We start from the raw sequence: 15,444 nt of genomic DNA on the forward strand, positions 1-15,444 counted from the left end.
GGAGGCCGGCTTATTGCCCTCTGCTGCCTCACCCGTCACAGCCGTCACCAATGTTCCCGAAACTGCCAAAGCAACTGCCAGGGCCAAGGCTTTACCGGTCTTTGTCCCTTTACTCATAAATACACTCCTTTCAAAAGTCCATCTTTATGACACTTCCCACAGTATATGTAAATGTAATACGCCATATAATGCCCTTTTTCCTGCATTACCCAATAAAAAAGCACCAACTGCACAAAGATTTTATCAAGCGACGTACCTCCGGGCCGCCACATACCCATAATATACAAAAGCTGCCGACCTTCCAGCCGACAGTTTCCGATAAAAAATACGATATTATTCCGTTACATAAGCAAAAATCATGCGTCATTGCCTGCTTCAAACACATCCACACAATCGTGAAAATCGCAGGCTGCCCCCTTGACGGAGATGCGGTTACCCTCTTCAAAAAAATTCTCCAGCCACACATAGAACATTTCCGTAGAATCATATTCCCAGGACTTGGACTCCAGCCACTCCCGCAACCGGTGGTTACTGGTAAAGTTCTTCTCTATACGCATCACAAACGCCTCCAAAGATTTAATTCATCATACCCTTTTCTACAATTTTACCAAAAATCCTGCCTGCAATGCAAAAAACTGAATATATATTTTCCATTTCTTGCGCCCCCCGTTAACATCAGATAAAATAAGATTTATGAAGCTGGTCACAGCTATGTAAAGGAGTGCGTTTTATGGAGAACAAGCGAATTTATTCTATAGACGTCTTTCGTGGTCTAACCATTTTTATTATGATACTGGGGAATTTATCCCCCGATGGAAGTTTCACCTATCCCACCCTTATTCACAGTGGCTGGACAGGGGTAAATCTTATAGACATAGTTTTCCCGGCCTTTATATTCATTATGGGGGTCTCTACGGTATTTACCCGCTCCCTGGACAATGCCGGCTGGCGTAATAAGGTTATCCGGCGGGCCGCCCTCCTCTTTATGTTAGGTCTGCTGGTCAATCATCTGCCCCTGCTGTTTACTGCCCTATGCTCCCCTGATTATACCCTTGGACAGGCCGGCAATGATTTTCTGACCTGCTTCCGCCCCTTTGGGGTATTGCAGCGCATTGCCCTGGTATACCTGCTGGGAACCCTCCTGTTCCGCAGGACGGCCCGATCCTGGTCTTTATTGGCCATAGCATGTATGCTGTTGCTTGTCTCAAGTCTGGGCTATCACTTATACAATCCAGCGGATCCCTTCAGCGAGCAAAACAACATCAGCCTGTACATTGACCAGCAGCTTCAGGGAATTAACCACAATTATATTCAGGCCCCCTATGACCCCGAAGGCCTGTATGGTACCTTAAACGCCACTGCCACCATGCTGCTGGGCTGTTGGGCCGGACTCAGCCTGAAATCCCGCCAGTCACTTCACCCCACTGCCAAGGGGCCATTAAAAAAACTCTTTGCCCTGGGTCTGATATTAATTTTGGCTGCCTGGGGCTGGTCCCATTGGGAAATCATCAGCAAGCCCCTATGGACAGCCCCCTATGTGCTGCTGATATCCGGTCTGGGCATGATTATGCTGTCCACTGCCGAAAAAATCGCCCATAACCCACTGCTGCGGTTTCTGTTCCATCCACTAAAGGCCATGGGCCGCAATCCCATATTCATCTACCTCTTGGCCGAATGGGGCCTGGCCCTGCTCTACGCCATCCCCCACAACGGCGAGCCCCTCTACCTCTGGCTCTACCACAGCCACGCCTTCAACCCAACCTCCCCCTTTACCAGCACCTTTACCTACACCATGCTATGGAACATCGCCCTGCTAATAGTGGCTGAGATAATGTATGTGAAAGGGATAATTGTGAAAATATAAGCATAGGTGATAGTTGGTGATAAAATATCCACTCCGCTACCGGATGCTCTGGACTTATTCAATACATCAGTCTCATTTTCTAACTACCATTGCTTCAATAATTTTTCATAAATATCTTTTTGGTCTAAAATATGTGCACAACTTTCCCAATCGATATGTTTAACCTGGTCCTTATATTTTATCTCAAATGGGTGCTTATCAGGAATATCATTGATTCGTTTTTTAGCTTCCTCTATGTTTCCAACAGCCACATCAACCCAGACATCTTTAAGCACATCAGGCAACTGCCCAAACATCTTATAAATACTCTCCATGCGGTCTGATAACAATTTATGTACCCTGTCCTCTACTGAACCTTTATATCTAAGATTACATATATATACTGTATCATACTGCTGGCCAATACGCTGAATACGGCCTTTTCTCTGCTCAAGCCTGGTTGGGTTCCAAGGCAAGTCAAGGTTTATCAATGTACCCAAAGTCTGCAAATTTAATCCCTCACTGGCAGCATCTGTACCAATCAAGATTTTTAATTTACGTTCTTTGACCATTAGCTTGATGTCTGTCTTTTCTTCACTCTGGAATTGACCTTTTCGATAAATTCCGGACTTACTTCCACCAGCATATACACCTATAGGCTCATCGAAATGATTTGAGAGACTTCTTGCTACCCAATCCACCGTGTCATAATACTGTGAAAATATAATACAACCCAAATCTTTCCATGGAGGTGTCTTGATAGTACCCTCTATTTGCATACCACGCTCCAGTATCTCTAGGACTTTATCATATTTTGGATCCATATGTTCATTTGTCAAAACGAGCTTCAAATTAGCAACAAATTTTTGAAGCACATCCAATTCTTCTGATGTTAATTCCTTGAGCTTGTTGGAACCAGAAGCATTTCGCTCCTTTCCTTCATTATCCTCCTCATCGTCATCTTCATCTTCAAAGAAAAGAGCTTCATCTATGCATTTCCACTCATTAAGGATTTTGTTACCTGTATTTAGTCCGGCAATCATTGAACTGCCTATTCTTTTGAGAAGTAATGTTTTAAACAGGCCTGCGGCCGGGCTACGCTTCTGAATCATTTTACAAAAATCTTCAGCGCATTTATATGCTTCACCCAGGTACCCCTCTAAGATTAAAGCCTCACTGTCGGACTCTCCTAACAACTTAACCTCAACCTTTTGCAAATATGGTTGATTGGTCTCCGGATTGATAGTATTTTCCAAATAACTGCGTTCACGCCTAATAATGTGTCGAATATATGGATTCGCAATACCAAAATAATCAGCCTTAATAATCTTTTCAGCCTTTTTCCTATCCGGAGGAGTAAACTCACTCAATAATTTCTTACATATAAAGTCATCCTCCGACATCTCAGTACGTCGCCGCATGTCACCAAAGGTACGCGGATCTTCATCAGCAGGTGGAAATGGATTCTTAACCCACAGCCAAGCTTCATTATTGTCATTTACCTGCCTATCGCCTGTAATATAGTCTAAACCTTGAAGAATGCTCTCATTCGGGGTTCGCCATTTACTGCTGCTCCCCCCTAACACACTGTCATTCTTCTGTGACAATATATTCAGCAAATCAAAGGCCTCAATAGGAAACATTTGAACAGGTGTTGCCGTAGCCAACAACATACTATGGGTTTTACGTGAAGCAGCCATCAAGAAGCTGTAAAGATTATTCATCTCCGGTGACTGTTTCAATTTTTGCTCACTAAGATTACGCCGTCTTGCTCTATGAGCCTCATCTACAACAACACACTCATAAGACTGATTTAATAGTGCCTCTTTTAGTTCACAACAAGCCGCACTTCCATTACTAATAATGCCCTGAGAAATAATACCAATTCTTCTGGGGCACTTGGTAATAGGCAAAGGATATTCTATGCCCTTTTCATCAAACCACGCCTTTTTCCATATAGCTGATGGTATTCCCATAAGTTCATACAATTCATCCTGCCATTGTTCCAACAAGGTCTTGGGAACAATAATAAGAATAGGTTTTTCGCCATATAGTGCCATCAGTTCAGCTGAAACGGCCAACTGAACGGTCTTACCTAACCCCACCTGATCAGCGAGTACATATCTGGCCCCGTATGATTTCTTATGATCAGAAAATACCTTATCTACAAAGTATTTCTGATGTTCCCACAATCCAAAACTCTGTCGGTATATTGGTGATTCTACAGTTACTGCAGCAGCATCTGATTCTTGTTCTTTCCATTCTTCTATAGATGTATACACAGTTCTGTCTTTAATTCGTTTTATATCTTCAACAATATAATCAGCTAAAGGAACAGCAAAAGGATTATTCCATAATGAATCAAATTCTTCTTGAACCCATTTTACAGTTTCCTCTGAATCATCTTCCCACACCAGTTCATAGTTTGCCTTCCAACCACTCAAAGTAGAATTGGCGCTGCCCATAAAGCTAGTTCTGCTCCCGTCAGCTTTGGTGAACACGCCGGCCTTTCCATGCTCTAAGCCAAATTTTTCTTTTGGCAATACCTTTACTTCCAGCTTTCCAGAAATAATAAAATCATAAAGGCGCTGAAATCTAACACCATTTGGCGGAAGACTTTCAGGATGAAACTCATTCCATTCCTGACGCATTGCTTCTTTAGCCAGTTTGGCTGTCTTTACATCCTCAACAGCCAAATCTGAATTACAAACAAGACGAACTTTTCCCGTCACTGACTCCAGTGCCTCTCCTGCAATATCCAGTATGGACGAAGAAAAATAACCAGCAATGCGGTCGTAGGATTGAGCGTTTTTTAGATTTCGCTCCAATACCTCTGAAAAAATCTCTCCTCTACGTGTTGAATAGCGCCTCATGAACTCTACCTCTCACATTTTACATTCCATCATTACGAATAGCTTCTTTAAGCATGGAAACATACTTCGCTGTATCTTGCCAATAATCTACATTGGCATTTCCAGAAACCTTTGATAAAAAGTCCAGAATAGAAATAATACTGCTCCTTAAATCCCAGTACTCATTATTGTCCTGATAATGAGATCGCAGATAGCTACAACCTTCTCTGACATCATCCTTATCTTCTGACAGATAGATAGCCGCTAAAATATTACGCACCATAGAGCTACCAAAACCAGAATCTCCCATCTGGGCCATTTTATATTCCATCGGTAATTTTAATCGAACTTGATTAGCCCTTGTACTCCCCAGCATACTGGTATATTCAGCTACACCAAATCCTCTGGCCAGCTCCTGAAAAGCACTCATTTGGTGAACGCCCTTCATCTCCATGGCTAACGCCTTAATATAAAAACGTTCTTCCACCGTAAGCTTAGACCACAATAAAGACTGTATCCCTTCGGGAACCAGATAATCATAAGCCTCTTTGCGGGCAGTATTAATAATCTTGGTAACAGGGCTGTCCTCCCGGCTATCCCGGGCTTTTTCCAGCTCATACTGCACATCTAAGCCCTCGATATTGGCATAAGAAGTCAACACCTTTAAAGCTGCTACATAGGCAGCCAACAGGTAATCACCATCATTAAAATCTGGTTCGCTAAGGTCATCTAAGTTGCTCATGGAATCTATCTGTAATTGAACTTCATCACGTATTTCTTCATAAAGTTCATCCTCAAAGGCAACTTCCTCAGAAAGACGCTTTTTAAGAACCATAAGAACAGTTCCCTTTACATAGTTGCCCTGTTTTAGTCCGCCGGACTCTGTTTCCGTGGCAATACACCAAGCGGCAGTCACCTGTAAACCCGCAGACCATAAAATCATGGACAGTTCTGCCCAAACCCGTGTGTCCTGATGGGTGAACATAACAATCTGCAAACCATTATCTGGCATATTATTAGCTAGATTTTTATATGCTGACACCATTGCATTATTAAAATCCTTTCCAGTACCTTTTATAGCCAAAGATCGTTTACTATCGGTATACCAGTCAGGAAAGGCCTTTTTTATTAAGCTTTTATCCCAGGCCAAAAAGAACTCTGTCAATTCATGATAATTAACTGCATCGGCATATGGCGGGTCAGTTATCCATATATCACTATTAATTGATACTTGACTTGCTTCTGATATGTCAACATGGCTTGTAATAATATTTATATTATTAGTTATAGGAATAAAATAAATACTAGCCAAAGAAAAACTGCTTCTTACTCCATAATTAAACATAGTGTTTAGTGCCTGATTGTAAAATGTATTACCTGTATATTCTCTATTTACAACCCAAGCACAAAGTTTAGAATTATAGTCCAATATTTTATGGACACATAATTGTCCTATAACTAATTCTCTTTTATTTTTAGCCAAAGATAATACATATTGATTTGCTAGACCGGCAAATAACAACTGTCGGCAGTTAAATAGCTGATGCCAATATCTCCAGCCCCTTGTTCTTGTAAGTTCATCCGTTTTATCCCCACCTATAATTTCATCTGATGGAATATAACCTTTTTTCTGCCACTTATCAAAATTTTTTGCTACATAATCATAAACAATATTTTCCCGCTTTAAATCACTTTCATTAGGCTCTCTGAAATAGCTTTCACCAAAGGTTGCATCAGTTACGGGGCCTGGTTTTTTTCTTAAGCCGTCCTTTGTCTTGCCTCTTTTATTAACATTGACATACTTAACAGCATAGAGACGTTCCTGAAAAATATCGTCTTCCCTAGGCACAAAATCATTTTTGTCCCACTTGCGTAGCGAAGCCCCCTCATCGCCACCGCGAATAGCAGTGATAGAGGTAGAGCGATTACAGTGAGGACAAACTAATGAATTTCGCTGAATAGTAGCTTTCCTTTCATGTTCTTTAATTTTTTTGGACTAGATGCATATTAAAGTTCATTAGCGCAGGATTTTCCTCAAAATCCACCACCAATTTTTGTTTTTGGCTAATAACAAGTGACGGAAATGTAGGTACCATATAGCCGCACTCTGGGCATCTTGTTTCATTACAATAAAGATAGTATTTGGCAAAGTGTCCATCTTCATTCTCCTCTACCCCAAGACTATCTATTTTAGCACAAACCGCATCAAAAACTTCTTCCTGAAACTTCACAAGCTCTTTTTGCTCATCCTCACTACAGCTAAGAATATTCAAATCAGCCCAAGTAAGGACCCCTGCCAATGGGTTCAAATCTGAACCATATACATCACACCCCATACGAGCTGGCTCAAAAACATTAGAGCCACCGCCAGCAAAGCAATCGCCTACCCGTGGAATATGTCCAAAGCGCTTAATTCCCAGCTGTTGAGCCAATTCCTGAAGATTATGTGCATTGGTTTCCAGATGTGCATTTATCTCCTCCCATGCCTTTTCATCTGGTCCGCTGATTTCTTCCGGACGACAGCTTACATCAAGGAGTCCATTATAATCAAGTTGATCAAATTCCTCGTCCGAGAGTATATTAGTTACTTTTTGGGCATGACGATTATGAAAACCATCTTTATCCATAGTCAAGATTTTTAAGAATATTTCCTTGTCCTTTTTCATATCGTCAGAAACTGGAAGTAACGCCCCAAACAAAGCTGCCCTGACCAAAATAAGCGGTTTGCGCCCCCACCACTTACCAAGTCCTGTCAAAGTCTGGCTACGACCTGCTTTACGCTCTCTATAGCTTTCCTTTGACAGCTTCGCTACAGGAAATTGCTTTTCAATAAATGATTTACTGTAATCCAACATTTCAATACCCCTATAAATTTTGTGCCAGGCTATCCAATAGATTCCCCTGACTAACTCTTTCCATAACAGGATTATCCGTAATGGCATATCTTAGAGCTATACGCCACCCTCGCTTATCATCGGCCTCACCCGTGGCTGCATTAGTCATGGTAAATAACCACCAACGTTCTTCTCGACTTAAACCACACCAGTTTTTTATAGCATTTGGAATAACGGATGGATCACAATCCTCTATTGCCCACAGGAGCACCATCATTTCTTTGCCAAGAAGTCGTTCCACAGGAACCTGACCAACCTTAAAATGTCCCACGCGCATATTTTCAGACTTCAAAATCTTGTTCATTTCTGATTCCAAAGCGACCTTAACCATATTCCACTTCCGTGGTGACAATACAATTTTTAGTCTTATTTTTTTATCAAGATTATTTTCATCTTCGATGTAATTTTGTTGCTTAAGCGTTGTTTTATCATCAAAGCTTCTTGTAAGCTCTTGGGGAAGCCCACTATGCTGGACCTCATCATTATCCCAGACAAATCGTTCATATATAACAACGCTACGTTCGCTACGCTGCGGATATGAAACCACAAGAAAATGTTGCTGGGCTTCTTCAGGATAAAAGCCAAAGCCTATGGTTTGCTTCTTTCCCATTCTACACCTCACTATTGCTTTATAAAATTACTATATTGGTTCAATTCTTCTTTTCTGGTGGAAACCCAACGCTTAAAATCCCTTCCGCTTGGAAATTTTATAGCACTTACATCCAATGTTGCAGTTGTTTTTTCCGCACCTAAAATGTTATTTCTCAAATTCTCCAGCTGAGTTTCCAGTAATTCCCCATTAAATTCAACTTTTTGAACTGACAAATCTGCATAATGATACTGGTCACTATCATCGATTACTTGGATATTTTCAATGATAGCAGTTGTTTTAAGATTCTTCATTTCCACAATTAGCTCATAGATATCTTTATTGTTAGAATACTTGAACTCATTCGCCAAGATCAATGGCTTTTCATCATCAATATGTACAGTTTGCTGCTTGCCAGCGCCAGGCTCCCAAACCGGTATAGGTTGTGTCAAGATATCACCATATATATTGGCCTTTTCATAGTAAGCTACAGCCTGTAGTATCCTGGCCCCAGTCGGAATTCTAAATGGCTCGTTGTAAACTGCTCCATCCTGTGGTTTAGAGCCATCTGTGCTGTAATATATCTTGACCTTTGAATTCGTAGCCACCAAGGTACAGTACTTTGCATCATCCTTATCAAAAAATTGATATTTAATTTTAACTCTATTTTCCCATCTTAACGAATCACCAGTTTCATTATTACCGGCTGAATCCACGCAAGTAAAATAAACAACAATTTCATCAGTTTTAAATGCAGAAATATCTGGTACTCTGGAAGATGCTTCCGTTGCTGGCTGCTCCACTTCCCAGTAAACAGTATCGCCGTTTATTGGTGTTAGTTTAAGCACGACTTTATCTCCATCCATAAGCTGTTCACGGATACTAAGACTGGTCTTTGGAGGCGGAGGATTTTTGTCAATCATGCCACTTTCTTCAGCCCAAACACCATTAGCAACATAGCGGTTCTTGGCATCCAACAATCCTGAAGGAACATACCAATTCCATTCCGGCTCACTGGCAGCTCTTTCCAGCAAATCATTCCAATGCATTTTCTGCGCAGTAAAAATTCGTGCTTCTATTTTCTTGCGGAAAGTATCCTCCTGCAGTTTATCCTGAGTGGCAAACTTGCCCGTTTCTATCAGAACTTTTCTTATTTGTTCCTCTGGGTCAAAATTATTTTCGCGGAAATTCATAGTAATCTGCCTACTACGAATATGACTACCATTATTCTCCTTGCTTGGATAATACAGCGTTACAAAAGTCTCATTCATGGCAGAACGCATCCGAATAATAATTGTTGACTGCAAATCCAAAGCAGCACGGTACTGTGTATCTGTTTCCGGAACATTCTCCGATTTGAGCTCATCAATAATAGATTCTATCGCTTTATACTCCTTGGACACCTCCAACAAGTTGTTCATGGTATCATGTTGTCCTGATAAAAACATCATTCTGTTCTTATGATTTTCGTTGTCAAAGAATGTCTGCAGATTGGCAGGCAATTTACCAGTTGAATTAGGCTCAAATAAAATCAGTGTAACCTGGTCTCTGCTGATACTTATCTCATCAATAGCTGGAAAGACACATACTTTCTGATAGCAATCCTTGACTTTTGGTGCAAACTTTTCTCGGAGAATTTTTTTGATTTCCTGCTTCGCCTGAGCATTATTGTATGAGGTCACTATACTGTTCATCTTGGCATTAACATTCTGTATATCTTTAAAAAACAGTCTGCCATTTTTATCAGAATATAAATACCACGCCCTAGTACTGAATTGATTTATCAGCTCCTTAAAGTTCGACATATCCCGCTTAGGCGTAACCATATAACCAATAATATCATTAGCAGTCAAACCCTGAATTACGCCCTGAACATCACCTAAAGATGCCATTAATATCATCTTGGCTATTTCCTGCATATCGCATCCACCAGATACATTGTCCATTTCTTCCGCTACGCCGCGACCTTCCTGAACAATATCATGCGATAAAGCATTAGTCAATTTTGACTTGATATTATTGATTTGTGATACCGTAGTACTATCATACAAATTAAAATCAAAGGCATTTATCAAATCCTTTTCTTTAGCTTTGGCACCATCATTTTCAAATAAATAACGTACCATCAAGCGGGTTAGGCGAATAAATCCTCTTGTTTGCTGGAATCCATTATTCTCCTTAAAGCGGGAGAATAAATCCTTAATACACGGATGAAATGGATATACTTCATTTATTCCCGTATAAATGCTATTAGCCTCAACACCAGTATAATTCATCTGACGGGCTCTATTAACTGCCTCTTTATACCCAGTGGCAATCTCTGTAATATCAGACTGGTCAGGCAGAGTCTCAAACAACTTCTTTTTCAAAATCATATATAAATCATCAGAAGTCGCCTTTACTGGTTCAATGTCCTTAGAAGTACGGGAAAGCTCCTGATCCAAATTTTTCATTGCTTCTTCCAGTAATCCACTACCAGTCTCATAGGTTGCATTTAAGTCAGATACAACAATGCATACATTATTTAATTCACCGCCCTTATTGACAGCATTAAACAGATTGGCCAGTGCTGTAACCGTAATATCTGCCTCGGTTCCTGATCCAATCTGTCTTGTTCTAAGGTATGATAAATATGGTGGCAGCTCATCTAATACAATAAGTACGGGGGCGCCTTTCAGTAATTCGATCCAAGAATTCTGTCCAGGTGCTGCTAATGGTGCATAATATTCATTAAATGCTTCTTTTTTCCCCAGCTGTTCGGCTATTTCTCCCCATAAACCATACTTAATATCATTATTACGGCCTGTGTAGCTTACAACTCTGACCGGTTTATCGAAACCATGTATAATATCAGATGGTACATTTTTACGAAGTTCCGGATGCTGAGCCAACAAAGCCAAAGTAATCATGTTATGTGTTTTACCGCCACCCATTGACTGTTTTAATCGGATAAGACCTCTGGCACCAATCCCAGCAAAACGTTGGAAGGAAATATCAATTAGGGTGTGCATCCCTTCTGTAATATAGGTTTCTTCAAAGAACTTATCTACATCGATGCTCCCATCCTTAAGATTTGCTAAATCTAATGCATCATCATGTAGATTATCATCAAATATATCTCTTCTTGGCGTACAAAGGTCATACAGACTTTTCATAATATAATTACTCCCCCCTCAAACAGACTTTAATATTTTCATTATAACTTATTTATAAATGTGTAAACAGTATTTTTCAGCTTTTATTTGTCTCATTTCTCCAAATAATCTTCGCTTACTTAAAAATTAATACCAAGAACAACAAACAAATCATTCGATAGAATTCACATTCAGAATTTACGCATATTATTATATTTGAATAATTTTTCAAAATATAATAATATGACAGCATAGAACCTATTATATAAAATGTAAAATAAAAATATACTTTATTTTGTATTGTAAATATGGTATTATTACTTTAATAACATTGAAGCTTCCTCTATAATTATTTTTATGTTCGCATTAATATGCTATAATCTAAGAAAGGACGATACTACGTGGGTTTACTGAAGGGAGATCCGCCCCAAAGGTATTTGGAGCTTATTAAGCAATTCCGCCTTATTGATGACACCTTTTTCAATATCTGTCTCGATGATAATAACGAATGTATGCAGCTGCTGCTTCGTATTTTTCTGAAACGCAATGATATCATTGTCAAGGAAGTCATTACTCAGCGGTCAGCCCATAATTTATATGGGCGAGGTGTCCGGTTTGATGTTATCGCCGTAGATTCTGTGGGGAAAATTTACAATGTTGAAATTCAACGCTCCGATGAGGGAGCTAACCCCAAGCGGGCCCGTTTCAATAGTGTATTGATTGACTCACGGGAAATAAACAAAAACACCGAATATGAGGATTTCCCTGAAACCTGGGTCATATTTGTTACCGAAAAGGATTTATTCGGTGCCCAGCTGCCCATGTACCATATTGAACGCACCATAACAGAGTTGAACCAAGACTTTGATGATGCAGCCCATATAATTTACGTCAATGGAGAATATAGGGGTAATGATGCGCTGGGTCGTTTAATGCAGGATTTCTTCTGCCCCGATCCAGCAAAAATGCATTATCCGGAGCTGGCCAAGCGGGTTGATTTTTTTAAACACGAAAGCAAGGGGGTTAATGTCATGTGTGAAATTATGGAAAAGCTGCAGGCTGAAGGACGGAGAGAAGGTCGTTTACAGGCTACACTGGATTTTGTCACCAACCTTCTTGCCATGAAAATGCCCTATTCCCAAATTGCCCAGGCAACCAATATTTCTGTTGAAGAGGTAGAAAAAATCGCCAAGGAACGCAATCTGTCTTATTAAGGTACTTGGACTGCGCAGAAATGCGCCAGAATACAAGGTATACACCTGCACAAGGGCAGCCTTATCTGCCAGCGGAATTCGTCCAACCATGCAGCCTGACAGCGGGCTGCCTTTTTTGGGCAAATATAAAGAGAAAAAAATTGCCTCTTCCCCGCGAAAGGGATGAGGCAATCATTTTGTTTACAGAATTTCCACCAGTTCAATCTGGAAATTAAGCTCCTTGCCGGCCAGCTCATGGTTGGCATCAAAGGTAATTTCCGTGTCCGTCTTTTCAGCAACCGTAACAGGGAAAGGCTGACCCATTGGGTTGGTAATGTACACCCGCTGGCCCTTTTCCAGATTTTCCGCTCCCGGTACCTGGTCAATTTCCACGGTCATAATGGCATTTGGATCCACCTCGCCATAGGCATCCTGTGGCTTCATATGGGCATCCTTAGTCTCACCCACCTTCATATCAGCCACTGCCACATCAAAGCCGCGAATCATCATACCGGCCCCGCAGACGAATTCCAGCGGTTCACCGCGGTCATAGGAAGAATCAAACTGAGTACCGTCGTTAAGGGTACCCTTGTAGTGAACCCGAACCTTCTTGCCCACATTCGGGCCCTCAATGCCCGGAACAGTATGGACACCACATCCGCCGCAGCCTTCGTGACCACCGCAGCCGCCTTCCTCATGATGGCCGCAGTCATGGCCTTCGCCGTGATGATGGTCACAATTAACACCGGAGTTTACCAGTTCACCGGCCAAATAGGCCTCTACAGCTGCATCCACATCCCCGGAGGCTCCGGCACAAAGCTCAATACCGGCATTGGCCAATGCCTGCTGGGCACCGCCACCAATACCGCCGCATATAAGCACATCAATGGCTTTATCCGCCAGAAGGCCAGCCAAGGCACCATGGCCGCTGCCGTTTGACCCAATAATTTCACTGGATACTACCTTGTTATCCTCAACCTCAAAAACCTTAAAGCTCTCCGTTTTGCCAAAATGCTGGAAAATGTTGCCATTATCGTAGGTTACAGCAATTTTCATTTATTGCACCTCTCTCAAAATAATAGGTAAAATCAATCACATCTTTACCTATGATAATATAGCTTCCATAAAAAGTCAATAAGTCAAATTTCTGAGTATTCTGATAATAATTCGCTGTACCTAGCCCTCCACCGTCTTCACAACCACCATTTTTGCATATCCTTCAGCACTGATGGTGCCGTCCTCCAGAATAATCTCCGACCTCATTTCCACCACATTGCGCCTGCGGTTTTCCACCCAGCCCCGGATAGTGATGGGCATTCCCACGGGTGTAGGCTTGCGGTAGCGGATTTTCAGCTTTCCCGTAAAGGCCGGTTCACCGGTTTTAAACAGGTAGCCTCCCATGGCCTCATCCAGCATAGTGGAAACAATGCCGCCGTGGACCACGCCGCCGAAGCTCTGATAATTCTTGTCCACTTTGGTTTTGGCTATATATTGATTGGAAATAATCTTAAAATCCAGCTTCAGTCCAATAGGATTATTCTGACCGCAGGCAAAGCAGTTCCCCGTGTCCTCCATTTTTCTAAGCTCATCATCTGTTGGCATTGCAGTACCTCCGTAAGTTCCGAATTGTTTTTCCCACCCCTATAAACTATAGATTACACAAGGCTTTGTCAACTTTTTTCGGCGAGTTGAGGCCTGAATATTGACGTTTGCAATATATCTTGCAAAATGCTTTTTTCATTCTTCAAAATAGCTATTCAGTTTTATATAATTTGAATATTCCTTGTATAACACCATAAATATTTCATCAATTAAAGTCAGTATTGCAAACCAAAAGAAATAGTTCCTTGAAAAATCAGTTTCATTCTTTAAGCTTTCAAGTTCTGGTAAATTCTGCTGATAAGATAATGTATTATGGGCTATTCGATTTCGATGGTGATATAAATCGTTATTATAATAGTCACTCATCCTTGACTCAAATAATTTAGCCTTTTTTTCTTGCATACTAGGAATAATCCAAAACTGATTTTGAAACTGGTGATCACTCTTTAAGAACTCTTCATAATCACGTTGTTTACAATATATTGCATTAGTATTATCCAAAATATCCTGTACAATCTGCCGGGGATTAATACTATTTTTGCCATTCAGTTCAGAAATAATTTCCCTTTTACTTTTCCCGGAATAGCGAGCAATTTCGTCAAGTAACGCATTATAAACAGTTTTTTTAGAATCATATGTAGAGTAAGTACCTCTGTTCTTCACATCTTCAAGAAAAAAACGTCGATAATCATATCCATTGGTTGCAAGTTCCCAATCTATGCATTTCATTTTCTGTTCTTGAAAACCAGTCATTTTAGTGAATGTTGATTGCAAAATATAGTCCCATAACGGATATGTCTCAATACCTGCATCAATACCCGATGCAGCGACTGTCATCTCTTCTAGAACACTAGTGATAGGAGTTAAAATAAATGCTTCATGTTTGCTCATGATTCGAACTCCTTACAAATACATATTGATCCTTGAATTCTGAGCTTTAGATGCTTCAATGCACTAGGATTTTTCACGTGTAACGAATCTTCTTTAAATTCATCAATTTTTTCTCCGATTTTTATATGTAAATCCGTATATTTTTCTGCTGCAACAGTTTTATCTTCAAAAATCGTAATATAAACAAGCCCAAACATGTATGTATCCAGATTAATTATTGAATCATAATTCTTTATCAAGCCCATTCCTTCAATTATCGTCTTGAGTTTTTCCATCCTAGCTTCATATTTAAAATCCTTTACAATATCAGAAAATTTTTTAAATTCCTTCGTCTCTTTTTCATCTACTACAGCATATATAAAGTTTTCATAATAATTTTCCATGTTTTTAGTAAAACCATACGCAATTTTGTCCGGGCCATTATTTTTAGCATATTGTGAGAGCAT

General features: G+C 40.5%; 12 protein-coding genes. 2 read left to right on the forward strand and 10 right to left on the reverse strand.

Annotated elements, in window-relative coordinates:
• Window positions 1–356: 356 nt before the first annotated feature.
• Window positions 357–557, reverse strand: a complete 201-nt coding sequence (locus Q0Y54_RS06690) for a hypothetical protein (protein ID WP_297965582.1) — start codon at window positions 555–557, stop codon at window positions 357–359.
• Between the two features lie 173 nt (window positions 558–730).
• Between Q0Y54_RS06690 and Q0Y54_RS06695 the strand changes: the two genes are divergently transcribed.
• On the forward strand, window positions 731–1,864 hold the full coding sequence (locus Q0Y54_RS06695; protein ID WP_297965584.1) for an acyltransferase family protein: 1,134 nt from the start codon (window positions 731–733) through the stop codon (window positions 1,862–1,864).
• A gap of 83 nt (window positions 1,865–1,947) precedes the next feature.
• On the opposite strand, the gene Q0Y54_RS06700 is transcribed toward Q0Y54_RS06695, so the two are convergent.
• The 5 genes from Q0Y54_RS06700 to Q0Y54_RS06720 all read right to left on the reverse strand — a co-directional run bounded on the left by Q0Y54_RS06700 (window position 1,948) and on the right by Q0Y54_RS06720 (window position 11,333).
• Window positions 1,948–4,716, reverse strand: a complete 2,769-nt coding sequence (locus Q0Y54_RS06700) for a phospholipase D-like domain-containing anti-phage protein (RefSeq protein WP_297965586.1) — start codon at window positions 4,714–4,716, stop codon at window positions 1,948–1,950.
• Between the two features lie 19 nt (window positions 4,717–4,735).
• A complete protein-coding gene (locus Q0Y54_RS06705; RefSeq protein WP_297965588.1) occupies window positions 4,736–6,544 on the reverse strand; it encodes a hypothetical protein in 1,809 nt (602 codons plus the stop codon).
• A gap of 133 nt (window positions 6,545–6,677) precedes the next feature.
• Complete coding sequence (locus Q0Y54_RS06710; RefSeq protein WP_297965590.1) at window positions 6,678–7,550, reverse strand: DUF1156 domain-containing protein; 873 nt, start codon at window positions 7,548–7,550, stop codon at window positions 6,678–6,680.
• 10 nt (window positions 7,551–7,560) lie between these two features.
• A complete protein-coding gene (locus tag Q0Y54_RS06715; protein ID WP_297965592.1) occupies window positions 7,561–8,199 on the reverse strand; it encodes a DUF3780 domain-containing protein in 639 nt (212 codons plus the stop codon).
• Window positions 8,200–8,210: 11 nt separating this feature from the next.
• Window positions 8,211–11,333, reverse strand: coding sequence for a DUF499 domain-containing protein (locus Q0Y54_RS06720; protein ID WP_297965594.1), 3,123 nt, complete (start codon window positions 11,331–11,333; stop codon window positions 8,211–8,213).
• A gap of 380 nt (window positions 11,334–11,713) precedes the next feature.
• On the opposite strand from Q0Y54_RS06720, the gene Q0Y54_RS06725 reads away from it, so the two are divergent.
• Window positions 11,714–12,526, forward strand: a complete 813-nt coding sequence (locus Q0Y54_RS06725) for a PD-(D/E)XK nuclease family transposase (protein WP_297965596.1) — start codon at window positions 11,714–11,716, stop codon at window positions 12,524–12,526.
• 180 nt (window positions 12,527–12,706) lie between these two features.
• Here the strand turns inward: Q0Y54_RS06725 and Q0Y54_RS06730 are convergent, their stop codons facing one another.
• From Q0Y54_RS06730 to Q0Y54_RS06745, 4 genes are all read right to left on the reverse strand, one after another.
• Window positions 12,707–13,561: an FKBP-type peptidyl-prolyl cis-trans isomerase gene (locus tag Q0Y54_RS06730; protein WP_297965598.1), complete on the reverse strand. Its 855-nt coding sequence runs from the start codon at window positions 13,559–13,561 to the stop codon at window positions 12,707–12,709.
• Window positions 13,562–13,681: 120 nt separating this feature from the next.
• Window positions 13,682–14,107: a PaaI family thioesterase gene (locus tag Q0Y54_RS06735; RefSeq protein ID WP_297965600.1), complete on the reverse strand. Its 426-nt coding sequence runs from the start codon at window positions 14,105–14,107 to the stop codon at window positions 13,682–13,684.
• 135 nt (window positions 14,108–14,242) lie between these two features.
• Window positions 14,243–14,998, reverse strand: a complete 756-nt coding sequence (locus Q0Y54_RS06740; RefSeq protein WP_297965601.1) for a hypothetical protein — start codon at window positions 14,996–14,998, stop codon at window positions 14,243–14,245.
• Window positions 14,995–15,444 (reverse strand): hypothetical protein (locus tag Q0Y54_RS06745; RefSeq protein WP_297965602.1); only part of this gene is annotated, 450 nt, incomplete at its 5' end. The genes Q0Y54_RS06740 and Q0Y54_RS06745, both read right to left, overlap by 4 nt.

Source organism: uncultured Anaerovibrio sp. (assembly GCF_947302755.1).
Taxonomy (GTDB): domain Bacteria; phylum Bacillota; class Negativicutes; order Selenomonadales; family Selenomonadaceae; genus Anaerovibrio.

Coding starts and splice junctions, on each gene's coding strand:
- Q0Y54_RS06735 (WP_297965600.1), bottom strand. CDS start 14,107: ATGCCAACAGATGATGAGCTTAGAAAAATGGAGGACACGGGGAACTGC.
- Q0Y54_RS06695 (WP_297965584.1), top strand. CDS start 731: ATGGAGAACAAGCGAATTTATTCTATAGACGTCTTTCGTGGTCTAACC.
- Q0Y54_RS06690 (WP_297965582.1), bottom strand. CDS start 557: ATGCGTATAGAGAAGAACTTTACCAGTAACCACCGGTTGCGGGAGTGG.
- Q0Y54_RS06720 (WP_297965594.1), bottom strand. CDS start 11,333: ATGAAAAGTCTGTATGACCTTTGTACGCCAAGAAGAGATATATTTGAT.
- Q0Y54_RS06730 (WP_297965598.1), bottom strand. CDS start 13,561: ATGAAAATTGCTGTAACCTACGATAATGGCAACATTTTCCAGCATTTT.
- Q0Y54_RS06710 (WP_297965590.1), bottom strand. CDS start 7,550: ATGTTGGATTACAGTAAATCATTTATTGAAAAGCAATTTCCTGTAGCG.
- Q0Y54_RS06740 (WP_297965601.1), bottom strand. CDS start 14,998: ATGAGCAAACATGAAGCATTTATTTTAACTCCTATCACTAGTGTTCTA.
- Q0Y54_RS06700 (WP_297965586.1), bottom strand. CDS start 4,716: ATGAGGCGCTATTCAACACGTAGAGGAGAGATTTTTTCAGAGGTATTG.
- Q0Y54_RS06715 (WP_297965592.1), bottom strand. CDS start 8,199: ATGGGAAAGAAGCAAACCATAGGCTTTGGCTTTTATCCTGAAGAAGCC.